The sequence below is a fragment of the Micromonospora sp. WMMD987 genome, from assembly GCF_029581435.1.
GTDB lineage: Bacteria > Actinomycetota > Actinomycetes > Mycobacteriales > Micromonosporaceae > Micromonospora > Micromonospora rifamycinica.
On sequence record NZ_CP120861.1, the window covers coordinates 856,240 to 879,169 of the forward strand.

Below are 22,930 nucleotides of genomic sequence, written 5' to 3' on the forward strand. Positions count from 1 at the left end.
CCGGACGACGGGGTCACCCGGCGGGTTCGATGTCCCGGTCGCTGGGGAGGGGCACCGGCACCGGGTCGGTCCGCTGGGGGCGGTCGGGCTCGGTGAGCTGGAGCAGGCGGTACATGGTGCGCCGCAGTAGCGCCGCGGCTTCGCCCGGGCGGGCGGTCACCGAGCCCAGCACTGCTGCCGGTTCGATCCCGCCGGTGAGAGCGAGCTGGGGCAGCAGGGGCCGGTGCAGGTCCAGCCGGGGCGCGTGGAGGGCGAGCAGGTGTTGCGGCGTACCGGGGGCGGGTGCCGGCTCCGGGGCGGTGAGTACCAGGGTCGGACGTCCGACCGCGGCGGCGTAGGCGGTGACGGAGCCGTGGTCACCGATGACGTGGTCGGCGGCGACCACCGGGGTCCGCCAGTCCTCGGTCGGCTCGGGTAGCAGCAGCCCGGCGTCGAGGCAGCTCCGGAGCCAGGCACGGATCTGGCGGTGCCCGTGAGCGGCCCAGATCGCCGGGTGCAGCAGCGCGGCGACCCGGTAGCGCTCGGCCGGGAGCTGTGCCATCACCTGCGGTAGCAGGTCGGGCCGACGTCCGAAGCTGCCGTCCGGGCCCCAGGTGGAGGCGACCACCACGAGTTCCTGGTGTTCGCCCAGCCCCATGGCCCGCCGGTAGTCCCGGCGGCGGGGCAGGCTGGCGACGAGCCGGTCGACGCAGGGGTCGCCGACGACCACCGCCGTTCCGAGCGCTTCCGGGCACTGCCGTCGCAGCACCTCCACCTCGTATTCGTGGGAGAGGGCGAGCACCGCCGGGAGCACCCGCCCGTCATGGGTGAGCCGCTGCGCGTCGAGACCGTAGACGGGGCGGTCGGCGGGTGCCGGTCCAGCGCTCGGGTCGGAGCGGACCCGCTTGCTGCGTCCGGCTCCGTGGGCGAGCAGCAGCAGGGGCGCGTGGAGTTGGTGCAGTCCGCCGTGGGCGGCGGCGAGGCCGAGGTCGAAGCGTTCCCGAATGGCCTGCTGCCAGGGCAGGACGAGCGCGCCGAGCCCGTCGAGGAGTTTTTCCACCTGGTGGTTGAAGACATCCGGGGCGATGGTGAAGACCACCTGTACCCGCGGGTCGCTCTCGACGTACCCGACGACGTCGAGCAACCGGTGGCAGCTCGCGAGGGTGTGGGTCACGACGAGCACCGTGTGGCAGCCCGATCGGGTCACCCAGCGGTCGGAGTCGATGCCGACAGGGGCGGGTAACCACGCCGACGTCATGGCTCGCCCCCTCGACCATCTCACCGTCCGATCAGGACACTACCGGTGAGGCGGGATTCCCGTCAGCGGCGAACGGTCCGCGCAACGGCGACAGCCGGCCGACCCACGACGTGGAACGGCCGGGACCGCCGTGACGGTCCCGGCCGCGTCTCCTGCCCGGGGTCACCCGTCGAGGGGCTTGATCCAGATGTTGCGGTACCGGACCGGGTTGCCGTGGTCCTGGAGCCGGATCGCGCCGGCCGCCGGACCCTCCGGCCGGCTGCCGCCGGTCGGGCCGAGGATCTCCACGTCGTCGTGCACGGTGACGCCGTTCCACACCACGGTGACCCGGGGGTTGGCCACCTTGACGCCGGCCGCGTCGTAGCGCGCCTGGCGGTACTCGATGTCGTACGTCTGCCAGGTCTGCGGCGGGCGGGCCGCGTTCACGTCGGGCGCCTTCTGGGTGTAGATGGCGGCGGCGTCGTTGTTCTGCGGCGGGTCGACGCCGAACGAGTCGAGCACCTGGATCTCGTAGCGGTCCTGGAGGTAGACGCCGCTGTTGGCACGCTGCTGGCCGGTCACCTCCGGCGGGTAGAGCGGCAGGTTGAACTCCACGTGCAGCCGGAAGTCGCCGAATGCCTGGACGGTACGCAGGTCGCCGCCGCGGACGGTCATGGTGTTGCCGTCGAGCGTCCACTCCGGTTCGCGTCCGTCGGTGTGCTGCCACTCGGTGAGGTCACCGCCGTCGAACAGGGTGATCCGTTCCCCGCGTGGCCGGACGGCGAGCACGTCGAGGTTGACGTGCCCGGAGTCGGCGCTCTCCTTGCGGTACTCGACGATGTTGCGGCCCCGGCGCAGGTGTGCCCTGGTGGTGACGGTGCCCCACTCCTCCCAGGTGACGGTGGAGGGGAAGACGGTCTGTCCGATCCGTTTGCCGTTGACGTACAGGCTGAGCTGTTTCGGGCCGGAGAACGGGTTGGGGCCGTTGCTGTAGCGCATCGCCAGGTCGTGGTTGCCGGCCTCGGCGACGTCGACGGAGATCCGGGTCGACGCGCCGTCGTCGGCGAACCCGGCGGCGAACCCGGCACCGGAGTAGGCGGCGTGGTCGGTGGCCATCCCGACGCCGACGGTTCGACCCTCCTCGGCCTCGAAGAAGGTCTGCGGCTGCGCCACCCGGCCGGGGATCTCGTTGAGGGTGTACCAGGCCTCGGTGTTCCACAGTTGCTCGCCGTCGGCGGCGGAGAACGGGCGCGGGGAGCGGACGTGCACCACCCGGTTCTCCTTGAGGCCCGGGATCCGCAACCGGACGGTGCGCCCGTTGGCCGCGAGCACCGCCCTGGTCACGGTGAGCTTCTCCAGGTCGAGCTTGGGACCGCCGTACTGGCTGGTCGCCCCGTAGCGCCACTGCGTCACCTGGTACGCCTCGGCGAGCCGCGCGGCGGTCTCGGCCGAGACCGGCTCGGTGTACTCCAGGTCGAACCCGTTGGCGGTGGCCCGCATCTGCTTGACCTCGAACGTCGAGGTGCCGTTGGGGGTGAGCTTCTGCAGGCCGTAGCTGAGTTTGCCCTCCTGGCCCCAGTTGCCGCCGGCCCCCACGCCGCCCACGTAGACCGCGCCGTCGGGGCCGAGGGTGACCTCGTTGACGCCGGCCTCCAGGCCCTGCGTGTGCCGGAACACCGCGCCCTGGTACTGCCCCTCCACCTCGTCGAGGTAGACCCGTTGCAGGCCGCCGTAGGTGACGTCGCCGACGACGAGCTGCCCGGCGTACGGCCCCTGGGTGAGCAGCACGGGGGTGGACGGCGAGTTGCCGACCTCGTTCTGCGGCAGCCAGACGATCGGTCGGGTCACCGGCTTGTCGTCGAACGGCCCGTCGGGGGTGGTGTAGTGGTTGAAGAAGGCCCCCTGCTGGATCTGGACCAGCTTGGACGCGGGCAGCCAGCCGCCCTGGTTGTCGGTGACGAGGACCTCGCCGCGCGGCCCCCAGCCGATCCCGTTCGGGGTACGCAGCCCGCCGGCCAGGTACGTGATCTTTCCGGTCCGGGCGTTGACCTTGATCGAGGTGCCCCGGTTCGGCGCGGGTTGCGGCACGGTGGTGGCGCCGCCCTGGTTGATCGCGACCGACAGGTTGAGGTGGAAGAACCCGTCCCGGTAGAGCAGGCCGAAGGCGAACTCGTGGAAGTTGCCGCCCCACGGCCAGGTGGCGACCGTCCGCCGGTCGTCGGCGACGCCGTCGCCGTCGGTGTCGCGCAGGGCGGTCAGCTCGTGTTTCTGGCTGACGTAGACGGTGCCGTCGACCACGGCGACGCCCTGCGGCTCGCGCAGCCCGTCGGCGAACCTGTGGTAGGTCACCCGGTCGGGGCCGGTCGCGCCGGTCGCCCCCTCGACCAGGTAGATCTCGCCGGTGGCGTTGTCGGTGCCGCCCCAGGTGCTCAGGACCAGACCGCCGTCGGGGCGGAACGCCATCCCGGTGACCTGTGGCCGGAACCCGTCGGGGCGCAGGTCGGTCAGGGTGTAGCCGGGGTGCACCCGGTCGAGCGGCAGGCCGTCGCCGGCCGAGTCGGTGGCCCCCTCGCAGTACTTCCAGCCCGGCGCGGTGACCCGGACGACCCCGGCGTCGGTGCTCAACGCGGAGTTCGGCACCAGGGTGAAGTCGGCGGCCCCCGGTGGCCGCCATTCCAGCCGTAGTACCTGGCCGCCCCCGTCGTCGAAGTGCTCGACGCGCAACGGGTGCGGGCCGGCGGTGAGGGTGGCCGAGCCCTCCTCGGCGGTCTCGCCGTGCAACCCGTCGTGGTCGACGACGACCGTGTCGCCGATGGTGAGCCGGGAGCCGTCGTCGCTGGTGAGGCGGAAGGCGTAGGTGCCGTCGGCGGGTGCGGCGAGGTTGCCGGTGACGTGGGTGACGAACCGGTCGGCGAGCCCGAAGTCGTCCGTGCTGGTCCAGTTGATCTGCGGCATGAGCTTGTCGACGTTCGGGGTCTGTGCGGGCTTGAGGGTGCACAGTGCCGACAGCGGGGTGCCCATGTCGTACGCGCGCAGGGTGACGCCGGGTTCCTGCGGTGGGAGGTCGGCGGCGACGGGTGCGGCGGTGGCCGGGGTGACGGAGGCGCTGGCGAGGACGGTCGCCAGGGCGGTGCCGGCGGCGACGAGGACGGGTCGACGACGCCAGCGCCGACGGTTCGGGGTGGTCAAGGTGCCTCCTGTGGGTCGGCCCGGCCCGGGAGGGACCGCGCCACTGTTTCCCGGTGGTGCTCCGGTGTGGAACCCGTCACACCGAAGATTGATCGCAGACCCTAGCACTTTTGATCGATTCGGGGAAACTTTTCGATGCGCTGACAAAAGTAGCCCGGGGTGGGCGGGATTCCACCGGCTCGTGGGCTGGTGGGTGGCCCGCGTTTCAGGCACTATGCCCATGGACTATGCGCAGCTCAAGCCCGGACTGGTAGGTGAATCGTGCCGCTGCCCCGTCGCGTGGTCGGATCCGGTGTGGTCGCCACTGTCGTCCTCGGCTCGGTGGTGGGCGCGGTCGTCTGGGCGGGCCGGGACGACCCGGCGTACCAGCCGCCGACATCGCGGGTGGTGCAGCCGGGAGCGCCCGGCCAGCCGGCCCGGGAACTGTCCGGCACCGACCTGTCGCAGGTCTCGCCGCCCGGGTTCACCGCGGCCGACAGCCTGTTCGTCCAGGGGATGATCCCGCACCACGCGCAGGCCCTGGAGATGACCGCGCTGCTGGCCGGGCGGACCACCAGCCCGGACCTGACGCTGCTCGCCAAGCGGATCGAGGTGTCGCAGGGCGACGAGATCGCGCGGATGCGGCAGTGGCTCGCGGAACGGAAGGTGCCGACCGCCGGCCCGCACGGCGGTGCGGCGCACGGCACGCTGATGCCGGGGATGCTCACCCCCGCGCAGTTCGAGCAGCTCAGGCAGGCGCGCGGCGCGGAGTTCGACCGGCTCTTCCTGACCGCGATGATCCGTCACCACCAGGGCGCGCTGTCCATGGTGGAGCAGCTCTACGCCAGCGGCGGCGGGCTCGAACCGGCCAGCGACCAGTTCGCCCGCGAGGTCAACGCCGACCAGGGCATAGAGATCCAACGGATGCGGCAGATGCTGGCCGGGCTGGGCTGAGCCCCGACCGGCCGGGGCCTGCCCGGTGACGCTGGGCAGACCCCGGCCGGGTGCGGCGGGACGGGTTACCGGTCGAGCTGGTCGATCAGCGCCCGGGCGTCGCGGACCAGCAGGGTGCGGGCACCCACGGCGTTGAGCGCGCCGGCCTGGTCGACGAAGGCGGTCAGGTGCCCGACCGCCGCCGCGGGCTGGCCGGCGGAGGCCGCCGCGTCGGCCCTGCCGAGGCTGGTGGTCAGCTTGTCGGCGTTGCCCGCGCTGACGGTTCCGGCGGCCCGGTAACCGTCCACGAGCGCCCGGAGGTCGGCGAAGGACGTCGTGGTGGTGAACGCGACGGACCGGGTGGTGGTGTTACCGGCCTTGTCCTTCGCGGTCACCACGAGGGTGTGGCCGCCCAGCGGGAGGCTGGACAGGGCGACCGTCGCCCCCCGGGCGACCCGCTTGCCGTCCAGCAGCGCGCTGTCCGGGTTGATGCCCGGCCCGGCGCCACCGTCGGTGACGGTCCAGTCCACCGTGACCGTGCCGGAGTCACCGTAGGACGTCCCGTCGGTCAACCCGGACACCTGCACGTCGGGCGCGGTCCGGTCGATCTTGAGCCACCGGCTGCCCTCCCGCGAGGTGTTGCCGGCACCGTCGACCGCCCGGAACCGCACCGTGCCCTTGACCTCGGCGTCGATCGTCGCGACCCCGCTGGCCGGCACGGCCACCCAGGTCGCTCCGTCGTCGACGGAGTACTGACCGGTCCAGAGACCGGCGGGCAGGCCGGTCAGGGTGAGCGTGACGGGACCGGTGTACCAGCCGTTGGCGCCGGTCGGCTCGGCCGGGCCGACCGTGGCGGCGACCCTCGGGTTGAAGGTGTCCGCCAGGTCCACGAGGGCCTGTCGCAGCGTGCGGTGCGGTGCGGCGTCCAGCTTGTCGGCCAGCGTCCGCAGCTGCCCCTCGGCGGCGAACCGCCGGCCGTCGGCGGCGAGCTCGCCGGCCCGGCGCAGGACCGTGTCGACCTCGGTGCTCAGGGCCGGGTCGATCGCCCCGGCCCGGACGAGCTGGTCGTGGTAGGCGCGGGCGAGCGCGAAACTCGGCGTCCAGGTGATCCTGGGCTGTCCCTGGGCGTTGAACCCGGCCAGTTTCACCTGGGCGGCGGCCTCGATCTCGGCCGCTGACAGGTGCGCGCTGGGGGTCAGCGCGAACACGTCGAGGCCACGGGCGATCTCGTTGCCGTAGAGGTTGCCGTTGTACCAGTACGCCGACCAGAAGCCGCCCAGCACGAGCGAGGTCGGGCTGACCGGCCCCCGGTCGAAGTACGCGATCTCGCGCGGCTGCTTCGAGTCGGTGAAGTCGAACACCGAGATGCCGCCCTGGTACCAGGCCTGCACCATGACGTCACGGCCGGGCACCGGGATCAGCGAGCCGTTGTGCGCGACGCAGTTCTCCTGGAGCGACTGCGGCACCGGCAGCTTGTAGTAGCTGGCGAAGGTCAGCTTCCGGTCGACGACGTCGAAGATGGCGTTGGCTCCCCACTGCGGCAGGTCGGTGTCCCGGCAACGTGCGCCGCCGCCACCGCCCCACTCGTCGGTGAAGATCACCTTGGTGCCGTCGTTGTTGAACGTCGCCGAGTGCCAGTACGCGAAGTTCGGGTCGGCCACCTCGTCGATCCGCTTCGGGTTGGCCGGATCCGAGATGTCGATCAGGATGCCGTTACCCTGGCACGCGCCGGCCGCCAGCCCGATCTCCGGGTACGCGGTGATGTCGTGGCAGGCGTTGGTGTTCGGCGTCGGCGACCAGGTGGACCCGGACGGGTGGCGGGGGGTCACCGGGCCGTTCTGGAGCCCGTCGACCCGACCGGTGACCGGGTCCTGGAACAGCCTCGGCTGGTTCACCACGGCGGCGTCCTGCGGAGCCGCCAGCGGCACCTTGATGACGTCGATCCGCCACCGCGACGGGTTCTCCCCGTCGGCGGCGTTGTTGTTGCAACCCTCCATCGTGGTCGCCGGCCGCACCGAGGTGGTGCCGGAGACGTAGACGTAGATGTTGGCCGCGTCGCGGGGGTCGGTCACCACCGTGTGCGTATGCGAGCCACGGCAGAGCTGGACGGCCGCCACCTGCGTCGGGTTGCGGACGTCGGTGATGTCGAAGACCCGCACGCCCTGGAACCGGGTGCCGACGTTGGGGTTGGTGCCGCAGTCGACCCGGCCGCGGGTCTCCTCGACCGACATGAAGAGCAGGTTGCCGTGGACGGAGAGGTCACCCTGCCCACCCGGGCACACCACGCTGGTGACCAGCGTCGGTTCGGCCGGGTCGGCCACGTCGGTGACGGTGAACCCGTTGTAGTTGCCCTGGAAGACGTACCGGCCGCCGAAGGCGAGGTCCGAGTTGTAGTACCCGCCGTTGCCCGGGTTCGTCGGGTCGACGAACCCGGCGGGCTTGTCGCGGTGCGCCACCTGCTCCAGGTTGCTGATCGCGGACTGGGCGTCGAGCCAGCCCGCGCCGAGACCGACGCGCGGGTCGGGCTCCGCGGCCGAGGCCGTGCCGGGGACCGCGCCGACCAGGAGCAGTCCGGCGGCTATCAGGCCGAGGGAACGCCGGACCCGGCGGACCCTGGGGGACGAGGGATGTGTCATGTATCGCCTTCCGATCGAAGGACCAACCGCGACGTCCAGGTCGGGGGAGAAACGCGCCGCGTGAGAGGGACCGTACCGATGATCAGTCGGTGGTCAAGACACCCATGTGAGTTATATGCATGTTTGCGGGACAAGGCCCGGCACAAATACTCTCGGGTGACTGCGCAGGTCACGACAGTTGTAGGAGCTCCCGGCCCACTCCTTGCGCCACTCGTCCAGCGGCCACCGGCTGCCCGTCGACCCACCGCCCGCCACCCGTCCACCCCGCACCCGCGCTCGTCGGGCCGTCGCCCGCTGCCCGTCGCGGCCGGCTCCCCCGGGCACGCGTCGCCGAGCGCCCGTGTCCGGATTCTGGCACCGTGGGTACGGCGTACCGCGTCACCGGAAGTCCGGTACGCCAGATCGAAGGGGGTTCACGTGGAATTCACGATGTCGACCCGCCAGGAGGGCGTCGGTACGGTGGTGGAGGTCGCCGGTGACCTGGACATGAGCACCACGCCACAGTTGCGGGAACGGTTACGCGAGGTGGTCGAGGGTGGCAACCGGGTCGTGGTGGTCGACCTGACAGAGGTCGGGTTCATGGACTCCAGCGGCCTCGGCGCGCTCGTGGTCGCCTACCGGGACCTGCGACAGCGCGACGGCTGGCTCGGGCTGGCCGGGGTCCGCCGGTCGGTCCGCACGGTGTTGTCGATCACCTCGGTCGACCAGGTCATCGGGGTCTTCGACACGGTCCGCGACGCCGAGGCGGCGGCCCCGGTGCGGTGAGCCGCCCTCAACGGAGCGGGGCGCTGGCCCGGCTGGTGTCGGCCCCGGCGGTGCTGCGGCGCGGGCCGTGGTCGCCGTACCAGTCGACGATCAGCAGGGTGGCGTCGTCGGCCAGCACCGGCCCGGCGGTGGCCAGCACCGCGTCGGACAGCGCCCGGACCGCCTCGCGGGGATGCAGCCGCGCGATGTCGAGCAGGGCGGCGGGCAGGTCGAGGGCGGCCGCGTTGCGTTCGCGCATCCCGTCGGTGACCACGACCAGCCGGTCGCCGGGCCGCAGCAGGACCTCGCCGCTGCGGAAACCCGCCTCGGGGAACATGCCCAGCGGGAAGTTGCCCGGCAGCTCCAGCGTCGTGGTCCGGCCGTCGCGGACCAGCATCGGCGGGACGTGGCCGGCGTTGAGCAGTTCGCAGCGCCCGGTCGTCAGGTCGATCCGGCCCAGCACGGCCGTCACGTACGCGCCACGGACGTTGGCGTGCTCGGCGATGGCCCGGTTGGCCTCGTCGGCCTGGGCCACCAGGCTGAGGCCGCGGCGGCGGGTGTTGCGCAGGCTACCGACGCCCAGGGTGGCGGTCAGCGCGCTGGCCACCCCGTGGCCCATCGCGTCGGTGACTCCGACATGCAGCACGTCCCGGGCCACGCTGTAGTCGAAGGTGTCGCCGCCGACGCTCGCGGCCGGTTCCAGCCAGCCGGAGAGGGTGAACGCGCCCGCCTCGCAGGTGAACGCGGCGGGCAGCAGGCGGCGTTGGATCTCGGCGGAGAGGGTGAACGGGGTGCTGCGCTGACCCCACTCGAACAGGTCGGTGTGCCGCCGGTTGGCGATCACCACGAACGCCAGGGCGTGCGCGGTCCGGGCGACCCGGGCGATCACCCCGGCGTCCGGCTCGTCCGGCAGGTCGATCTCCAGCAGGCCGATGGACTCACCGCGTTCAGTGACCGGCACGAGCAGCCGCCACCGGCCGTCACCGGGCAGCACCCGGGGGGTCTGCTGGCGTACCGCCTGCTCGTAGGGGCCGCCGTCGAAGGGCAACGCCTCGGCGGACTCGTCGCCCTGGAGACGACCGGGGCCGTCGGCGGACGGTTGGTGGGTCAGCCGGACCAGCGCCCGACCGCTGAGATCGGCGACCAGCAGCGAGACCCGGAGCGCGTTCAACGTCGCGGCGATGGCCCCGGTGACCGCCTCCACCGCCTCGACGGGCGCGGCGTCCTCGGCCGACTGGAGCATCTCGGCCAGCACGGCCTGCTCGCTGTCCTCCACCCGTCGAGCATAGGCACTCCGGGTGCCGGTCGCCTCACGGGCCGGTCAACGGCGGTCGAGGGCGGACTCCAGCCGGCGGATCAGCGTCTTGCGGCCCTTCCCGCCGCGCTCGGCGCGCAGCGCGGCCCGCAGCTGCGCGGTGTCCAGGTCGCGGACGTGCCGGACGGCCTCGGCGACGGGCAGCTCGGTGAGCGACCCGGCCGGCCCGGCGGCCCGACGGGCGCGGCTGGCCGGCCCGGTGTTGGCCACGTACTGCCGGCCGGCTCTCGACCCCCGGCGCTTCTTGGCGTCGGTCGCGCGTCGTTGCTCCGGGGTGAGCCGGTTCCAGGCCTGGTCGGGCAGGTAACGGTCGGTCTCGCCGTCGTGGCGGGCCCGGGTGGTACCCCGCCTGGTCCGCCACTTCTGCTCGCCCCACCGCCGCAGGGACTGCTGCCGCTCGTCGCGTGGCCCCTGGTAACCACCGCCGCGCTGCTGGTACTCCCTGGTCAGCAACTGCGACTTGCGCGCCGACCACTGGCCCGGCCGGCCGCCCCGGTCGCCCGCCCTGATCTCTTCCTTCAGGTGTTCCCGTAGCTCGGGTTTCGTGTACCGCGCCATGGGCGCGGGTTACCCGCGCCGGCCGGCGCTACTCGCGGTCGGGCGGTGCTCACCGGCTGAACGCCTCCCGGCGGCACGCCGTCATCTTCGGCGACTGGAAGTCACCGTTCGGGCCGACCTCGGTGATGCCGAACTCACCGTCCTCGTCGGGCGTGGTGAGGCGGTAACCGGCCTTCTCGGCGCACCGGTACCACTGGCGTTGGTTGTCCCGGAAGGTGGCGTTGTCCGTCCGCTTCTGGCGTTCCTCGAAGAACTCCGGTTCCTGCCCGCGGCACGCCGCCCGTACCCGCTTCGCCTCCGGGTCGTTCTGGCTCTCCCGCCAGATGACGCTGCGGCCGTCGGGGTAGCCGGGACCACCCTCCTTCGCCACACAGTCGTTCCACACCTTCCGCAGGGCCTCGATCTCGGCGGTGGTCGCGTCGAGGCGGATCAGCGGGCGCTGGTCCTCGACGGAACCGGCCGGTCCGTCCGGGGTGGCGGCCGGACTGCCCAGTGAGGCGACCCGGGAACCGTCGGCCGGTGGGCCGCCGGACCGGTCGTCGCCGTCCCCGGTGGAGCAGCCCCCGAGCAGGCAGCCGACCACGAGCAGGGGGACGGCGAGGCGACGGGTCCTGGTGACGAGCGAGTTCGACATGCGGGTCAGACTCGTGGCGCGATGTCAGGAACCTGTGTGGATCCGGAATCCTGACAGGTTCCTGAAGAACTCCGGCCACGCTGTCGGCGTGTCAGCAGAACAGCCACCAGCGCAGAGCCCCCGACGCCGCGTCGGCCGACGGGTCGTCGTCCCGGCGGTGCTGGTCCTGACGGCGTCCGCCGTCGGGGCCGGGGTCGCCTGGGCCGTCCACCGTGTCCCGCCGGAATCGTCGACGCGTCCCCCGGTCGCGGTGGAGACCGTGTCCGTCGTCCGGACCGACCTCTCCGCCACCGTCTCGTTGACCGGCACCCTCGGCTACGGCCGGGCGGCACCGGTGAAGGGCGGCCGGAGCGGGACGGTCACCTGGCTGCCCGAGGCCGGGGCGACGATCAGTCGGGGCCGGCAGCTCTACCGGGTCGACGACCAGCCGGTGCCGCTGTTCTACGGCGGTATGCCGCTCTACCGCGACCTGGCCGAGCCCGGCACGGTGGGCCGCGACGTGCGGATCGTCGCGACGAACCTCAAGGCGCTGGGCTACGAGATCGGCAGCCAGCCCGCTCCGGGGGAGAAGGTCCACCGTCCCGCCGCGGCGGGAAAGCCGACGGCACCGCCGGAGAAGCCGGCGTCGGGGGCGGGGGCGGGGAAATCGACGGCACCGTCGGGGAAGTCGACGGCGGGGTCGGGGAGGCCGGCGTCCGGGGCGGGCGGTCCGGTGGCGGACGCCACGCCGACCGTGGGCGGCACGGCGGCGACGGGCCGGCCCACGGTCGTCGTCCGCAAGGGGGACGGCGTCCTGACCGGATCGTTGATCCGGGCCGTCAAACGCTGGCAGCGGGACGCCGAGCTGCCGGTGACCGGCCGGATCGCGGTCGGCGACGTCGCCGTGCTGCCCGGCGCGGTCCGGGTGGACAGCGTCACCGCCCTGCGGGGGGACGACGCCGCCACACCGTTGCTGACCGTCACGCCCACCACGAAGGTGATCACCGTGCTGGCCGGGGCCACCGAGGCCGGCACGATCCACCGGGGCGACCAGGTGACGGTGACACTGCCGGGGGACGAGACGGTCGACGGCTCGGTCACCGCCGTCAGCACGACGGTCCAGCAGGACGGTGAGGCGGCCGGTCCGGGCGGGGCCGCGCCGAAACGGGCCGTCACGGTGACCGTGGACGACGACCTGGCCGGGATCGACGCCGCCGACGTGCAGGTCGACCTGGCCGGCGAGACGCGGTCGGACGTGCTCGCCGTCCCGGTCGGCGCGCTGGTGGCCCTCAGCGAGGGCGGTTACGCCCTGCAACTGACCGACGGTCGGCTCGTCGCTGTCACGACCGGCATGTTCGCCAAGGGGATGGTGGAGGTCAGTGGGGACGGCCTCAGCGAGGACCTGCGGGTGGTGACCACCTCGTGACCGTGTTGGCCGTACGCGACGCCACCATGCGCTATCCCGGCGGGGTCACCGCGCTGGCGGGCGTCTCGCTCGACATCGCCGAGGGGGAGATGCTGGCCATCGTGGGGCCGTCCGGCTCCGGCAAGTCGACGCTGCTCAACGTCATGGGCACCCTGGACCGGCCGACCTCCGGCACGGTGCACCTGGGCGGGCTCGACGTCGCCGGGCTCTCCGACCGGCGGCTCTCCGCCCTGCGCGGGCGCTGGCTGGGCTTCGTCTTCCAGCAGTTCCACCTCACCGCCGGGCTCACCGCCGCCGAGAACGTCGCCACCGGCCTGCTCTATGCCGGGGTGCCCCGCCGGCACCGCCGGCCGCTGGCCCTGGCGGCGCTCGACCGGGTCGGCCTGGCACACCGGGTCACCCACCTGCCGCACCAGCTCTCCGGCGGGGAACGGCAGCGGGTGGCGATCGCCCGCGCGCTGGTCCACCAGCCCGCCCTGCTGCTCGCCGACGAACCCACCGGCGCCCTGGACACCCGTACCGGCCGGACCGTCCTGGAGCTGCTGTACCGGCTGCACGCGGAGGGCACCACCCTCGCCGTCATCACCCACGACCGGGACATCGCCGCCCGGCTGCCCCGCCGGATCGAGATGCGCGACGGCAGCCTGGTCGCCGACTCCGGCCCGGCGGTGACGCCCCGATGACCGGACCCACCGACGCGGGTACGCCGTCGCACCCCCGTTCCGCGCTCGCCGCCGCCCGGCCGGTCCGGCTGGCCGTGACCGATCTGCTCGGCCTGGGGCTGCTGGGCATCCGTACCCGGCGGACCCGGGCCGCGCTGTCCGCCCTCGGCATCGCCATCGGCATCGCCACCATGATCGTGGTCACCGGCATCCCCGCCTCCAGCCAGGCCCAGCTGATGCGGGAACTCTCCGCGCTCGGCACGAACCTGCTCCAGGTCAACGCGCTGCCCGACCAGGAACCACCGGCGCTGCTGCCGGCCGAGTCGCCCGGCATGGTCCGCCGGATCGGCCCGGTGACCAGTGTCAGCGCGGTCGCCAACACGCACGCCCTGATCCGCCGCTCCGACCGTACCGACCCCGGCGACGGCTCCGGCCTGACGGTGCTGGCCAGTCAGCTCGACCTGCTCCCGGTCATCAACGCCCGGGTCGAGCACGGCAGTTGGCTCACGCCGGCCACCGCCCGGTTCCCCACCGTGGTGCTCGGCGCGGTGGCGGCGACCCGGCTGGGAGTGCTCGACGTGTCCCCGGGGGACGGCCCCGGCCAGCAGGTGATGATCGGTGACCGGTGGTTCACCGTCGTCGGCGTCCTGGCCGCCGTACCCCTCCTCCCGGAGATCGACCGGTCCGTGCTGGTCGGCTGGCCGGCCGCGCAGTCCGAACTGGGCTTCGACGGTCACCCGACCGTGCTGTACGTCCGCTCGCTGGAGCCCGCCGTGGAGCAGGTCCGGGCGGTGCTGCCGGAGACGGTGAGCCCGCAACGCCCCGCCGACGTACTGGTCAGCCGCCCCTCGGACGCCCTGGCGGCGAAACGGGCCACGGAGAACGCCTTCTCCGCGCTCTTTCTCGCCCTCGCCGCGGTGGCGCTGCTGGTGGGCGGGATCGGGGTGGCCAACACCATGGTCATCTCGGTGCTCGAGCGGCGGTCCGAGATCGGGCTGCGGCGGGCGCTCGGGGCCAACCGGGGCCAGATCCGGGGCCAGTTCCTCACCGAGTCGGTGGCGCTGGCGACGCTGGGCGGCGTCGCCGGGACGCTGCTCGGTCTGGCGGGCACCGTCGCCTACGCCGGGTACCACCACTGGCCGGTGGTGGTGCCGTTCTCCTCGACGCTGGCCGGGCTGGGCGGTGCCGTGGTGGTGGGCGTGGTGGCCGGCGTGTACCCGTCGATGCGGGCCGCCGCGCTGCCGCCGACCGAAGCGCTCGCCAGCGTCTGAGGAGTGGTCGGTACCGGTGGTCCGCCGGACCCGGCCGGTGTCGTCACGCAGCGTCCCCGCCGGGTGCGGATTCCGCAAAGTTGCGAGTTCCGCAATCGATAGTTTCGACGGTGCTCGGTCGGCCCCGGCGGGCTGCCGTGCTGGTCGGGGCGGTCGGGGGAGGGTGGGGGACGGTCCGGGAGTTGCGAACCCGGTGCCCTGGCGGGCCGCCGACGCCGCTCGCCCGGTTGAGTATGTTATCGATAACCTGCTATCTTTCGCCGCGGGAGCGAAGGGCACGCTTCCCGTCGCCTCAGTCAATCGGCAGCGGCATCCGAGGGCACCCCCTCCCGCCGTGCCGCCGGTCGGCGACCAGTCCGGGCCGCCCCACCGAGCCGCCGTGCCGCCTGCGCCGAACGGGCGCGTCCGCCTATCCGAGTCGACTCGCCGACCGCGAGGAGACGAGGTGCGAGCCGTCATCCGAACCCGGCTGCCCCCGCGGGGCGCAGCCGGCACCCGTCGGGTCGACCTCGCCACCACCACCACTGGGACAGAAGACCCATGGCAAGGAGCCAAGCAATGGTGAAACACAGACAGCTACTTCCCACCATCGCCGCCGCGGCCGTCCTCCTCGCGGCGACCGTCGGCGGCGCACTGAACGGCGGCCTGTCCGCGACGGCGGAGGCCGCGACGAACGGCACCCTCGCGGCGACCGCGGGCTGCGGCAAGGCCCCCACCCTGACCAACGGGACGCGCACCATCTCCAGCAGCGGCCAGAACCGCAGCTACATCCTGCGGATCCCGGACGGCTACGACCGTAACCGTCAGTACCGGCTGGTCGTCGGCTTCCACTGGTTGAACGGCTCGGCCCAGAACGTCTCCTCGGCCGGCTACTACGGCCTGCTGCCGCTGTCGAACAACAGCACGATCTTCGTCGCCCCCCAGGGGATCGACGCCGGCTGGGCCAACACCAACGGTCGGGACCTGACGCTCTTCGACGACATCACCCGGCAGGTCGAGAACGACCTGTGCGTCGACACCACCCAGCGGTTCGTGCTGGGCTGGAGCTACGGCGGGGCGATGAGCTACGCGGTGGCCTGTGCCCGGCCCACCGTCGTCCGCGCGGTCGCCGTGCTCTCCGGCGCCCAGCTGAGCGGCTGCAACGGCGGCACCCAGCCGGTCCCCTACTTCGGCATCCACGGCACCCATGACAGCGTGCTGAACATCTCCTCGGGCCGGTCCCTGCGGGACACCTTCGTCCGGAACAACGGCTGCACCGCGCAGAGCCCGCGCGAACCCGCCCGGAACACCTTCACCCACATCACCACCACCTACTCGGGTTGCCGCTCCGGCTACCCGGTGCAGTGGGCCGCGTTCGACGGGGACCACACCCCCAGCCCGGTCGACGGGTCGGGCACCCCCAACGACTCCCGTACCTGGACCTCGGGGGAGATCTGGCGCTTCTTCAGCCAGTTCCAGTCGACCACGCCGCCCACCACGGCCCCGCCGACGACTCCGCCGCCGACCACGCCCCCGCCCACCACGGCTCCGCCGACCACTCCGCCGCCGACCACCCCGCCGCCCACCAGCGGACCGGGCGGCTGCACCGCCACCTACAAGGCGGTCAACAGCTGGCCCGGCGGCTTCCAGGGTGAGGTCACCGTGGCCAACACCAGCAGCAGCGCCATCCGGGGCTGGACCGTGGGCCTGAGCCTGGCCAGCGGCCAGGCGATCAGCAGCGTCTGGAACGGGGTCAACACCGGCAGCACCGGTAACGTGACCGTCCGCAACGCCGACTACAACGGCGCGCTGGCGGCCAACGGCTCGACCACGTTCGGGTTCACCGCCACCGGCAACGGCAGCCCGCCGCCCGGCAACATCACCTGCGCCATCTCCTGACCCTGGGAGCCACGAGGACCCGGAGCCGACCGGCTCCGGGTCCTCGTGTCGTCGAGCGGCTCGCCGTTCGCACCGGTGTGGGCGTCGAGCCATCCGTACGGGGTGCGCCGGATCTTATTGCCAACTAGTGGCAACTGCGGAATAGTGGCATCAGTGGCGGGTGCCCGGGCCTGCGATGATCCGACCTGGCCCGAGTGCCCGCCCCGCCATGATCCCGATCCCGAGGAGCTGCTGGTGGGTCTCTACTCGTTGCCCGACATGCCGTACGACTACGGTGCCCTGGAGCCGGCGATGTCCGGCGAGATCCTGGAGCTGCACCACAGCAAGCATCACGCGGCGTACGTCAAGGGCAGCAACGACGCCCTGGAGCAGCTCGCCGAGGCCCGCGACAAGGGTGACTTCGCGGCCCTGGTCGGGTTGGAGAAGACGTTCGCGTTCAACCTGTCCGGGCACGTGCTGCACTCCATCTTCTGGAACAACCTCTCCCCGGACGGCGGGGACCGTCCCGACGGCGAGCTGGCGGCGGCGATCGAGGAGCACTTCGGCTCGTTCGAGGGTTTCGCCGGGCAGTTGTCGGCGGCGACCAAGGGCGTGCAGGGCTCCGGCTGGGGCGTCCTCGCGTGGGAGCCGCTCGGTCAGCGGTTGATCGTCGAGCAGGTCTACGACCACCACGGCAACGTGGGGCAGGGCTCGACGCCACTGCTGGTGTTCGACGCCTGGGAGCACGCCTACTACCTGCAGTACCGCAACGTCCGGCCGGACTACGTCGACCGGCTGTGGAACCTGGTCGACTGGACCGACGTCACTGCCCGCTTCGATGCGGCCCGCGCCGCCACGCCGAAGCTCTGACCGCGTGACCGGCCCGGTTCCGGTCGCCGCCGATCTCGTCCAGCGCGCCGCCGGGGTCATCGCCGCACGCCGTCGCGGTGACCTCGCCGGCGCGGAGACGTTGCTGGCCTCCTTCGACTCCGAAGCGGCCCGCACCCTCGGCTTCTACCTGCTCGCCGACCTCGCCCTCGGGCTGGTCCGCGCGCACACCGGCGAGTCCCTGGACGACCTGGTACGGCAGCTCACCCTGCTCGTGGCCGACACACCCCCACCGCCCGTCCCCTGATCCACCCCACGCCGCGCGAGGCGCCCCCGCGAACACCGCCGCCCCGGCGGCGTACGCCGGGGCGGCCCGCACCCGTGCCATCCCCAGGAGTACGTCATGGTCAAGCCCCGGTCCCTACGTGTTTCGGCGGTGATCGGCGTCGCGTTGCTCCTGGCCGCCGGCTGCTCGTCCGCGGTGCCGTCACCGGCCGGCACGGGCGGCGGGACGATCGTGGTGGCCACCGCGGGCGAGCCCGACACCCTCAACCCGGTGCTGAACTACGGCCCCGACGGCGCGTCGCTGATCTTCGACGGGCTGGTCGCCCGGGACGCCCGCAACGCGCTGACGCCGGCCCTGGCACGGGAGCTGCCGCAGGTGTCGGCGGACGGCCGGACCGTGACGGCGAAGCTGCGCGAGGGGGTGCTGTTCCACGACGGCAGCCCGTTCACCGCGCAGGACGTGGTCTTCACCTACCAGGCGGTGCTGGACCCGAAGGTCGACTCGACGCTCCGCTCGGACCTCGACATGCTCGCCTCCGTCACCGCCCCCGACCCGGCCACCGTGGTGTTCACGCTGAAGCACCCGTACGCGCCGTTCCTGCAACGGCTGGCGCTGGGCGTCGTCCCGGCGAAGGCGTTCGCCGGGCAGGACGTCAACAAGGCGGAGTTCAACCGTAAGCCGATCGGCACCGGCCCGTACCGGATGACGTCGTGGACGCCGGGGGACCGGCTGGTGCTGGCGGCGAACGACCGGTACTGGGGTGGCAGACCGGCGAACCCGGGCGTGGTGGTGGCGTTCGTCGCCGACGACAACGTCCGCGCGCAACGGATGCGGGCCGGGGAGTTCGACGCGGCCGAACTGCCGCCGAAGCTGGCCACCGGGTTCGACGGCCAGGCCGGTCAGCAGGTGCACAAGGTCCCTACCGCCGACTACCGGGGCGTGATGCTGCCCATGGGCAATCCGGTCCTGGGTGACCTGGCGGTCCGTCGGGCACTGCACGCGGCGGTGGACCGGCAGGCCATGGTGACCGGGGTCCTCGGCGGGGCGGGGGAGCCGGCGTTCGGCCCGGTGCCGCCCACCTCCGAGTTCGCCGAGCCGTCGGTCGCCGGGCGGCCCACCGCCGACCCGGCCGCCGCCACCGCGCTCCTCGACGCCGCCGGCTGGACGCCCGGCCCGGACGGCATCCGCGCCAAAGCCGGGCGGCAGGCCGCGTTCACCCTGATGTACCCGGCCACCGACAGCCTGCGCAAGGAACTGGCCCTGGCGGTCACCGCCGACGCCAAGAAGATCGGTATCGCGGTCAACCCACAGGGCCTCACCTGGGACGCGATCACCCCCCGGATGAGGACCGACGCGCTGATCATGGGGTACGGCACTCCGTACGACCCGGATTTCGTCTCCTACAAGCTGTTCGGCTCGGCCTTCGCCGGGCAGGGCTTCTTCAACCCCGGCTCCTACCGGTCCGCCACCGTGGACGCCGCGTTGCAGGCCGGCCGGGACAGCGCGGACCCGGCCGCCCGTCGGGCCGCCTACGCCACCTTCCAGAAGCAGCTCGCCACGGACGTGCCGTGGGTGTTTCTCACCTACCTGCAACACACCTACGTGGTGCGGGACGCCGTGGCGGGGGTGACGCCCCGGGTCGAGCCGCACGAGCACGACGTCGCCAACAGCCTCTGGTGGAACGTGCACACCTGGACGAAGACATCGTGACGACGACAACTCCGCCGGTCCGCCGTCGGCGGCTGGCCGGGGCCGGGGTCATGATCCGCCGTCGGCTGCTGGTGGCCGTGCCCGTGCTCGCCGCGACCAGCATGGGCATGTTCGCCCTCGGCGCGGCCTCCCCGATCGACCCGGCGCAGCAGTACGCGGGCGCGGCGGCCTTCACCACCAGCGAGGAGAACCTCGCGCAGCTCCGCGCCAACTGGGGTGTCGATGATCCGGTGCCGGTGCAGTACGCCCGCTGGGTCGGCAACCTGTTGCGCGGCGACCTCGGCTGGTCCACCAGCCGGCACGAGCCGGTCACCTCGGTGCTGGCCGCCCGCGCCGGTTGGACGCTGCTGCTCGTCGGCCTGGCCCTCGCCCTGGTCCTGGTGGCCAGCGTGCTGCTGGGCACCCTCGCCGCGTACCGGCGCGGGGGCGTCTTCGACCGTGCCCTGCGGTCCGTCGCGTACGCCGTGCAGTCGATGCCGGTGTTCTGGATCGGGCTGGCCGCGATCGCCCTGTTCGCCCTCACCCTGGGCTGGCTGCCCGCCGGCGGGCTCACCGACATCACCGCGACCGGCACCAACCCGGCGGACGTGGCCCGGCACCTGGTGCTGCCGGTGACCGTGCTGGCGATCTCCCAGGCCCCGTGGTTCGTGCTGTTCGTCCGGGACGCCGTCGCCGAGAGCCTGCGCGACGACCACGTGCTGGCCGCGCGTGCCCGGGGGCTACCCGGCCGTACCGTCCTGTTCGGCCACGCGTTGCGGACCGCGCTGCTGCCCTTCCTCACCCTGGTCGGCACGCACCTGCCCGAACTCGTCGGTGGCGCGGTGCTGGTGGAGACCGTCTTCTCGCTGCCCGGTCTCGGCGCGGTCACCGTGCAGGCCGCGCTGGGCGCCGACTTCCCACTGCTGGCCGCCACCACCCTGGCCACCACCGTCGTGGTGCTGGCCGCGAACCTGGCCACCGATCTCGGCTACGCCGCCGCCGATCCCCGGGTACGCCTCGATGACTGACCTCGCCCCGCCACCGACCAGCACACCGGCACGGCCCCGGCCGCCGCGCCGGCCGTCGGCGCTGCTGCGGGCAGGCCGTCCCGGCGTGCTGCTGGCCGTGGTGGTGCTCGTCGGAGCGGTCGCCGCCGGCCTGCTCGCCCCGGTCCTCTGGCCGCTCGACCAGAGCGCTGTCGACCTGGGCCGGATCCGGCTCGCCCCCTCCGCCGAGCACCCGGCCGGCACCGACGACCTCGGCCGTGACGTGGCGCTGCGCAGCCTCTACGGACTGCGCGTCTCGCTGCTCGTCGGGGTGGTCGCGGCCCTGGTCGCCACCGTCATCGGCGGCCTCGTCGGCGCGGTCGCCGGCAGCGTCGGCGGTCGGGTCGACCGGGCGCTGATGCGGGTCGTCGACACCATCGCCGCGCTGCCGCACCTGCTGCTGGGCATCTTCATCGTGGCGATGCTGCGCCCCAGCCTCGGCGCGGTGATCGCCTCCATCGCGCTGACGCACTGGCTGTCGACCGCCCGCATCGTCCGCGCCGAACTGCTCAGCCTGCGGAGCCGCCCGTTCGTCGAGGCCGCGATCTCCGGCGGCGCGGGCCGCGCCCGGGTGCTCACCCGGCACCTGCTGCCGCACGTGCTCCCGCGTCTCGCGCTGGCCACCACGCTGATGGTGCCGCACGCCGTCTGGCACGAGACCGCGCTGTCCTTCCTCGGCCTGGGCCTGCCACCGCACCTCGCCTCCATCGGCAACATGATCAACGACGGTCAGCGTTCCCTGCTCACCGGCGCCTGGTGGGCCAGCATCGTGCCCGGTCTCGCCCTGGTCGCCGTGACCCTCGCCCTCGCCGTGCTCACCGGTCGCTGGCGGGACCGCCTCGACCCCCGGGTACGAGCGGAGCTGCACCTGTGACCACGAGCGCCCCCACCAGCGTCCCCGCCGGCACCGGCCGGCGGCCCGCCCTGCTGTCGGTCGACGGGTTGACCGTCCGCTTCCGGCTCCCCGGTGCCGTCGTGCACGCCGTCACCGACCTGAGCCTCGACCTGCACGCCGGCGAACTGCTGGCCGTGGTCGGCGAGTCGGGCTGCGGCAAGTCCGTCCTCGCACACGCCCTGCTCGGCCTGCTGCCCCGCAACGCCACCGTCACCGGGCAGGCCCGCCTGCACCCGGCGGCGGGCGAACCGGTCGACCTGATCACGGCGGGGGAACGGCACCTCGCCCGACAGGTACGGGGTCGGGCCGTCGGTCTCGTCCCGCAGAGCCCGGCCACCGCGCTCACCCCCGTGCGCACCGGCCGGCGGCTGCTGGAGGAGACCCTGCGCGCCCACGGCCACTCCCGCCGGGCCGCCGCCGACGCCGCCGAACGGGCCGCCACCGACGTCGGCCTGCACCCGGCCGACCTCGACCGCTACCCCCACGAACTGTCCGGCGGGATGGCCCAGCGGCTGGCCACCGCCCTCGCGTTGGCCCCCGACCCGCCGCTGCTGCTCGCCGACGAACCCACCACCGGCCTCGACCGGCCCCTGGTCGACCACACCCTGGACCTGCTGCGCCGCCGCTGTGACTCCGGGGCGGCCGTCCTGCTGATCACCCACGACCTCGCCGCCGCCCGCCGGGTCGCCGACACCGTGGCCGTGATGTACGCCAGCCGCATCGTGGAACACCGGCCCACCCGGGCACTGTTCGACCAGCCCGGCCACCCGTACAGCGCCGGGCTGCTCGACGCCCTGCCCGAGCGGGCCTTCACCCCCGTGCCCGGTCATCCGCCGATGCTCACCGACCTGCCCGACGGCTGCCCCTTCGCCCCGCGCTGCCCCCGGGTCAGCGACTCCTGCCACACCCCGCCCCGGCTCGCCGACGACGGCGTGGGGCGACTCGCCTGTCACCACCCGCTGACCCCGGGAGCACCGACATGACGAGCACGGTCGACGACCCGACGGGCACCGCCGGCCCCGGGGGCGTCGCGTCCCCCGGCCTCGCCGCGCACCAGGTCACCGTCCGCTACGGCCGGCACCGGGTACTGGACCGCGTCGACCTGCACGTCGCCCCCGGCGAGACGGTCGGGCTGCGCGGGCCGTCCGGCAGTGGGAAGTCCACCCTGGCCCGGGTCCTCGCCCTCCTGCACGCCCCGGACGGCGGCCAGGTCACCCTCGACGGGCGGCCCGTCGGGGGCGTCCGGTACCGGGTGCCGGCCGCCGTGCGGACCCGCGTCGCGATCCTGTTCCAGAGCCCCCGGGCCGCCAGCGACCCCCGGTTGAGCCTGGCCGACCTCATCGCCGAGCCGCTGCGCGCCGTCGGCACCCCGGCCGCGCGGACGACCGCCCGGACCGCCGAACTGGCCGACCTCGTCGGGCTGACCCCGGACCTGCTGACCCGGCGTCCGCACGCGGTCAGCGACGGGCAACTGCAACGCGCCTGCCTGGCCCGGGCCCTCGCCCACCGGCCCGACCACCTGCTCTGCGACGAGGCCACCGCCATGCTCGACGCCTCCACCCAGGCCCACGTCGCCGCCGTCGTCACCGACTACCAACGCCGGCACGCAGCCGGCGTGCTGCTGATCACCCACGACCCGGCCCTGTTGGCCCGCTGGGCGACCCGGGTGGTGGATCTTCCGGGACCGCCGACCGGTCGGTGACCCGGTCCCGGCCCGCCGTCGGCGGGAGTGTGGCCGTCCCCGGTATCACGCAGAGTGATTCGGCAACTACTTCTCCGGGTGGTGC

19 protein-coding genes are annotated in these 22,930 nt (G+C 73.2%); 13 read left to right on the forward strand and 6 right to left on the reverse strand.

The features are described from left to right. Window positions 1–13: 13 nt before the first annotated feature. Together O7612_RS03880 and O7612_RS03885 are read right to left on the reverse strand one after the other, a co-directional pair. The gene (locus O7612_RS03880; RefSeq protein ID WP_282270519.1) at window positions 14–1,153 is read right to left on the reverse strand and encodes a hypothetical protein; all 1,140 of its coding nucleotides are present in this window, start codon (window positions 1,151–1,153) and stop codon (window positions 14–16) included. A 246-nt stretch (window positions 1,154–1,399) separates the two neighbouring features. Beyond that, window positions 1,400–4,405 carry a family 16 glycoside hydrolase gene (locus O7612_RS03885; RefSeq protein ID WP_282270521.1) on the reverse strand — a complete coding sequence of 1,002 codons (3,006 nt, stop codon included), beginning with the start codon at window positions 4,403–4,405 and terminating at the stop codon, window positions 1,400–1,402. A 261-nt stretch (window positions 4,406–4,666) separates the two neighbouring features. Between O7612_RS03885 and O7612_RS03890 the strand changes: the two genes are divergently transcribed. Next, a complete protein-coding gene (locus O7612_RS03890) occupies window positions 4,667–5,338 on the forward strand; it encodes a DUF305 domain-containing protein (RefSeq protein WP_282270523.1) in 672 nt (223 codons plus the stop codon). Between the two features lie 65 nt (window positions 5,339–5,403). Here the strand turns inward: O7612_RS03890 and O7612_RS03895 are convergent, their stop codons facing one another. Then, window positions 5,404–7,953 carry a hypothetical protein gene (locus O7612_RS03895; RefSeq protein ID WP_282270525.1) on the reverse strand — a complete coding sequence of 850 codons (2,550 nt, stop codon included), beginning with the start codon at window positions 7,951–7,953 and terminating at the stop codon, window positions 5,404–5,406. A gap of 417 nt (window positions 7,954–8,370) precedes the next feature. On the opposite strand from O7612_RS03895, the gene O7612_RS03900 reads away from it, so the two are divergent. Further along, window positions 8,371–8,718: an STAS domain-containing protein gene (locus tag O7612_RS03900; RefSeq protein WP_282270527.1), complete on the forward strand. Its 348-nt coding sequence runs from the start codon at window positions 8,371–8,373 to the stop codon at window positions 8,716–8,718. A gap of 7 nt (window positions 8,719–8,725) precedes the next feature. Here O7612_RS03900 and O7612_RS03905 read toward each other — a convergent pair whose 3' ends face one another. The 3 genes from O7612_RS03905 to O7612_RS03915 are packed head-to-tail and all read right to left on the reverse strand — an operon-like array spanning window position 8,726 to window position 11,204. Then, window positions 8,726–9,973 carry a PP2C family protein-serine/threonine phosphatase gene (locus tag O7612_RS03905; protein WP_282270529.1) on the reverse strand — a complete coding sequence of 416 codons (1,248 nt, stop codon included), beginning with the start codon at window positions 9,971–9,973 and terminating at the stop codon, window positions 8,726–8,728. A gap of 45 nt (window positions 9,974–10,018) precedes the next feature. Then, window positions 10,019–10,570, reverse strand: coding sequence for a hypothetical protein (locus tag O7612_RS03910; RefSeq protein WP_282270533.1), 552 nt, complete (start codon window positions 10,568–10,570; stop codon window positions 10,019–10,021). Between the two features lie 49 nt (window positions 10,571–10,619). Next, window positions 10,620–11,204 carry a hypothetical protein gene (locus O7612_RS03915; RefSeq protein ID WP_282270535.1) on the reverse strand — a complete coding sequence of 195 codons (585 nt, stop codon included), beginning with the start codon at window positions 11,202–11,204 and terminating at the stop codon, window positions 10,620–10,622. Between the two features lie 259 nt (window positions 11,205–11,463). On the opposite strand from O7612_RS03915, the gene O7612_RS03920 reads away from it, so the two are divergent. The 11 genes from O7612_RS03920 (at window position 11,464) to O7612_RS03970 (ending at window position 22,845) form a co-directional block, all read left to right on the forward strand. Next, entirely contained in the window at window positions 11,464–12,609 is a 1,146-nt protein-coding gene (locus O7612_RS03920; protein ID WP_282270537.1) for an efflux RND transporter periplasmic adaptor subunit, read from the forward strand. A gap of 26 nt (window positions 12,610–12,635) precedes the next feature. Next, complete coding sequence (locus O7612_RS03925) at window positions 12,636–13,292, forward strand: ABC transporter ATP-binding protein (RefSeq protein ID WP_282273785.1); 657 nt, start codon at window positions 12,636–12,638, stop codon at window positions 13,290–13,292. Next, window positions 13,289–14,542, forward strand: a complete 1,254-nt coding sequence (locus O7612_RS03930) for an ABC transporter permease (RefSeq protein WP_282270539.1) — start codon at window positions 13,289–13,291, stop codon at window positions 14,540–14,542. Before O7612_RS03925 ends, O7612_RS03930 begins: the two co-directional genes overlap by 4 nt. Before the next feature lie 558 nt (window positions 14,543–15,100). Continuing rightward, on the forward strand, window positions 15,101–16,420 hold the full coding sequence (locus O7612_RS03935) for a cellulose binding domain-containing protein (RefSeq protein WP_282270541.1): 1,320 nt from the start codon (window positions 15,101–15,103) through the stop codon (window positions 16,418–16,420). Window positions 16,421–16,654: 234 nt separating this feature from the next. Beyond that, window positions 16,655–17,269 (forward strand): superoxide dismutase, encoded by a 615-nt coding sequence (locus O7612_RS03940; protein ID WP_348774293.1) that lies wholly within the window; start codon window positions 16,655–16,657, stop codon window positions 17,267–17,269. A 4-nt stretch (window positions 17,270–17,273) separates the two neighbouring features. Then, on the forward strand, window positions 17,274–17,534 hold the full coding sequence (locus O7612_RS03945; RefSeq protein WP_282270544.1) for a superoxide dismutase: 261 nt from the start codon (window positions 17,274–17,276) through the stop codon (window positions 17,532–17,534). Between the two features lie 96 nt (window positions 17,535–17,630). Then, window positions 17,631–19,223 carry an ABC transporter substrate-binding protein gene (locus O7612_RS03950; protein ID WP_282270545.1) on the forward strand — a complete coding sequence of 531 codons (1,593 nt, stop codon included), beginning with the start codon at window positions 17,631–17,633 and terminating at the stop codon, window positions 19,221–19,223. Continuing rightward, on the forward strand, window positions 19,220–20,230 hold the full coding sequence (locus O7612_RS03955) for an ABC transporter permease (RefSeq protein ID WP_282270546.1): 1,011 nt from the start codon (window positions 19,220–19,222) through the stop codon (window positions 20,228–20,230). The genes O7612_RS03950 and O7612_RS03955 overlap by 4 nt, the downstream gene beginning before the upstream one ends. After that, entirely contained in the window at window positions 20,223–21,122 is a 900-nt protein-coding gene (locus O7612_RS03960; RefSeq protein WP_282270547.1) for an ABC transporter permease, read from the forward strand. The genes O7612_RS03955 and O7612_RS03960 overlap by 8 nt, the downstream gene beginning before the upstream one ends. Further along, window positions 21,119–22,126: an ABC transporter ATP-binding protein gene (locus tag O7612_RS03965; RefSeq protein ID WP_282270548.1), complete on the forward strand. Its 1,008-nt coding sequence runs from the start codon at window positions 21,119–21,121 to the stop codon at window positions 22,124–22,126. The genes O7612_RS03960 and O7612_RS03965 overlap by 4 nt, the downstream gene beginning before the upstream one ends. After that, window positions 22,123–22,845, forward strand: coding sequence for a dipeptide/oligopeptide/nickel ABC transporter ATP-binding protein (locus O7612_RS03970; protein WP_282270550.1), 723 nt, complete (start codon window positions 22,123–22,125; stop codon window positions 22,843–22,845). Before O7612_RS03965 ends, O7612_RS03970 begins: the two co-directional genes overlap by 4 nt. Window positions 22,846–22,930 lie beyond the last annotated feature (85 nt).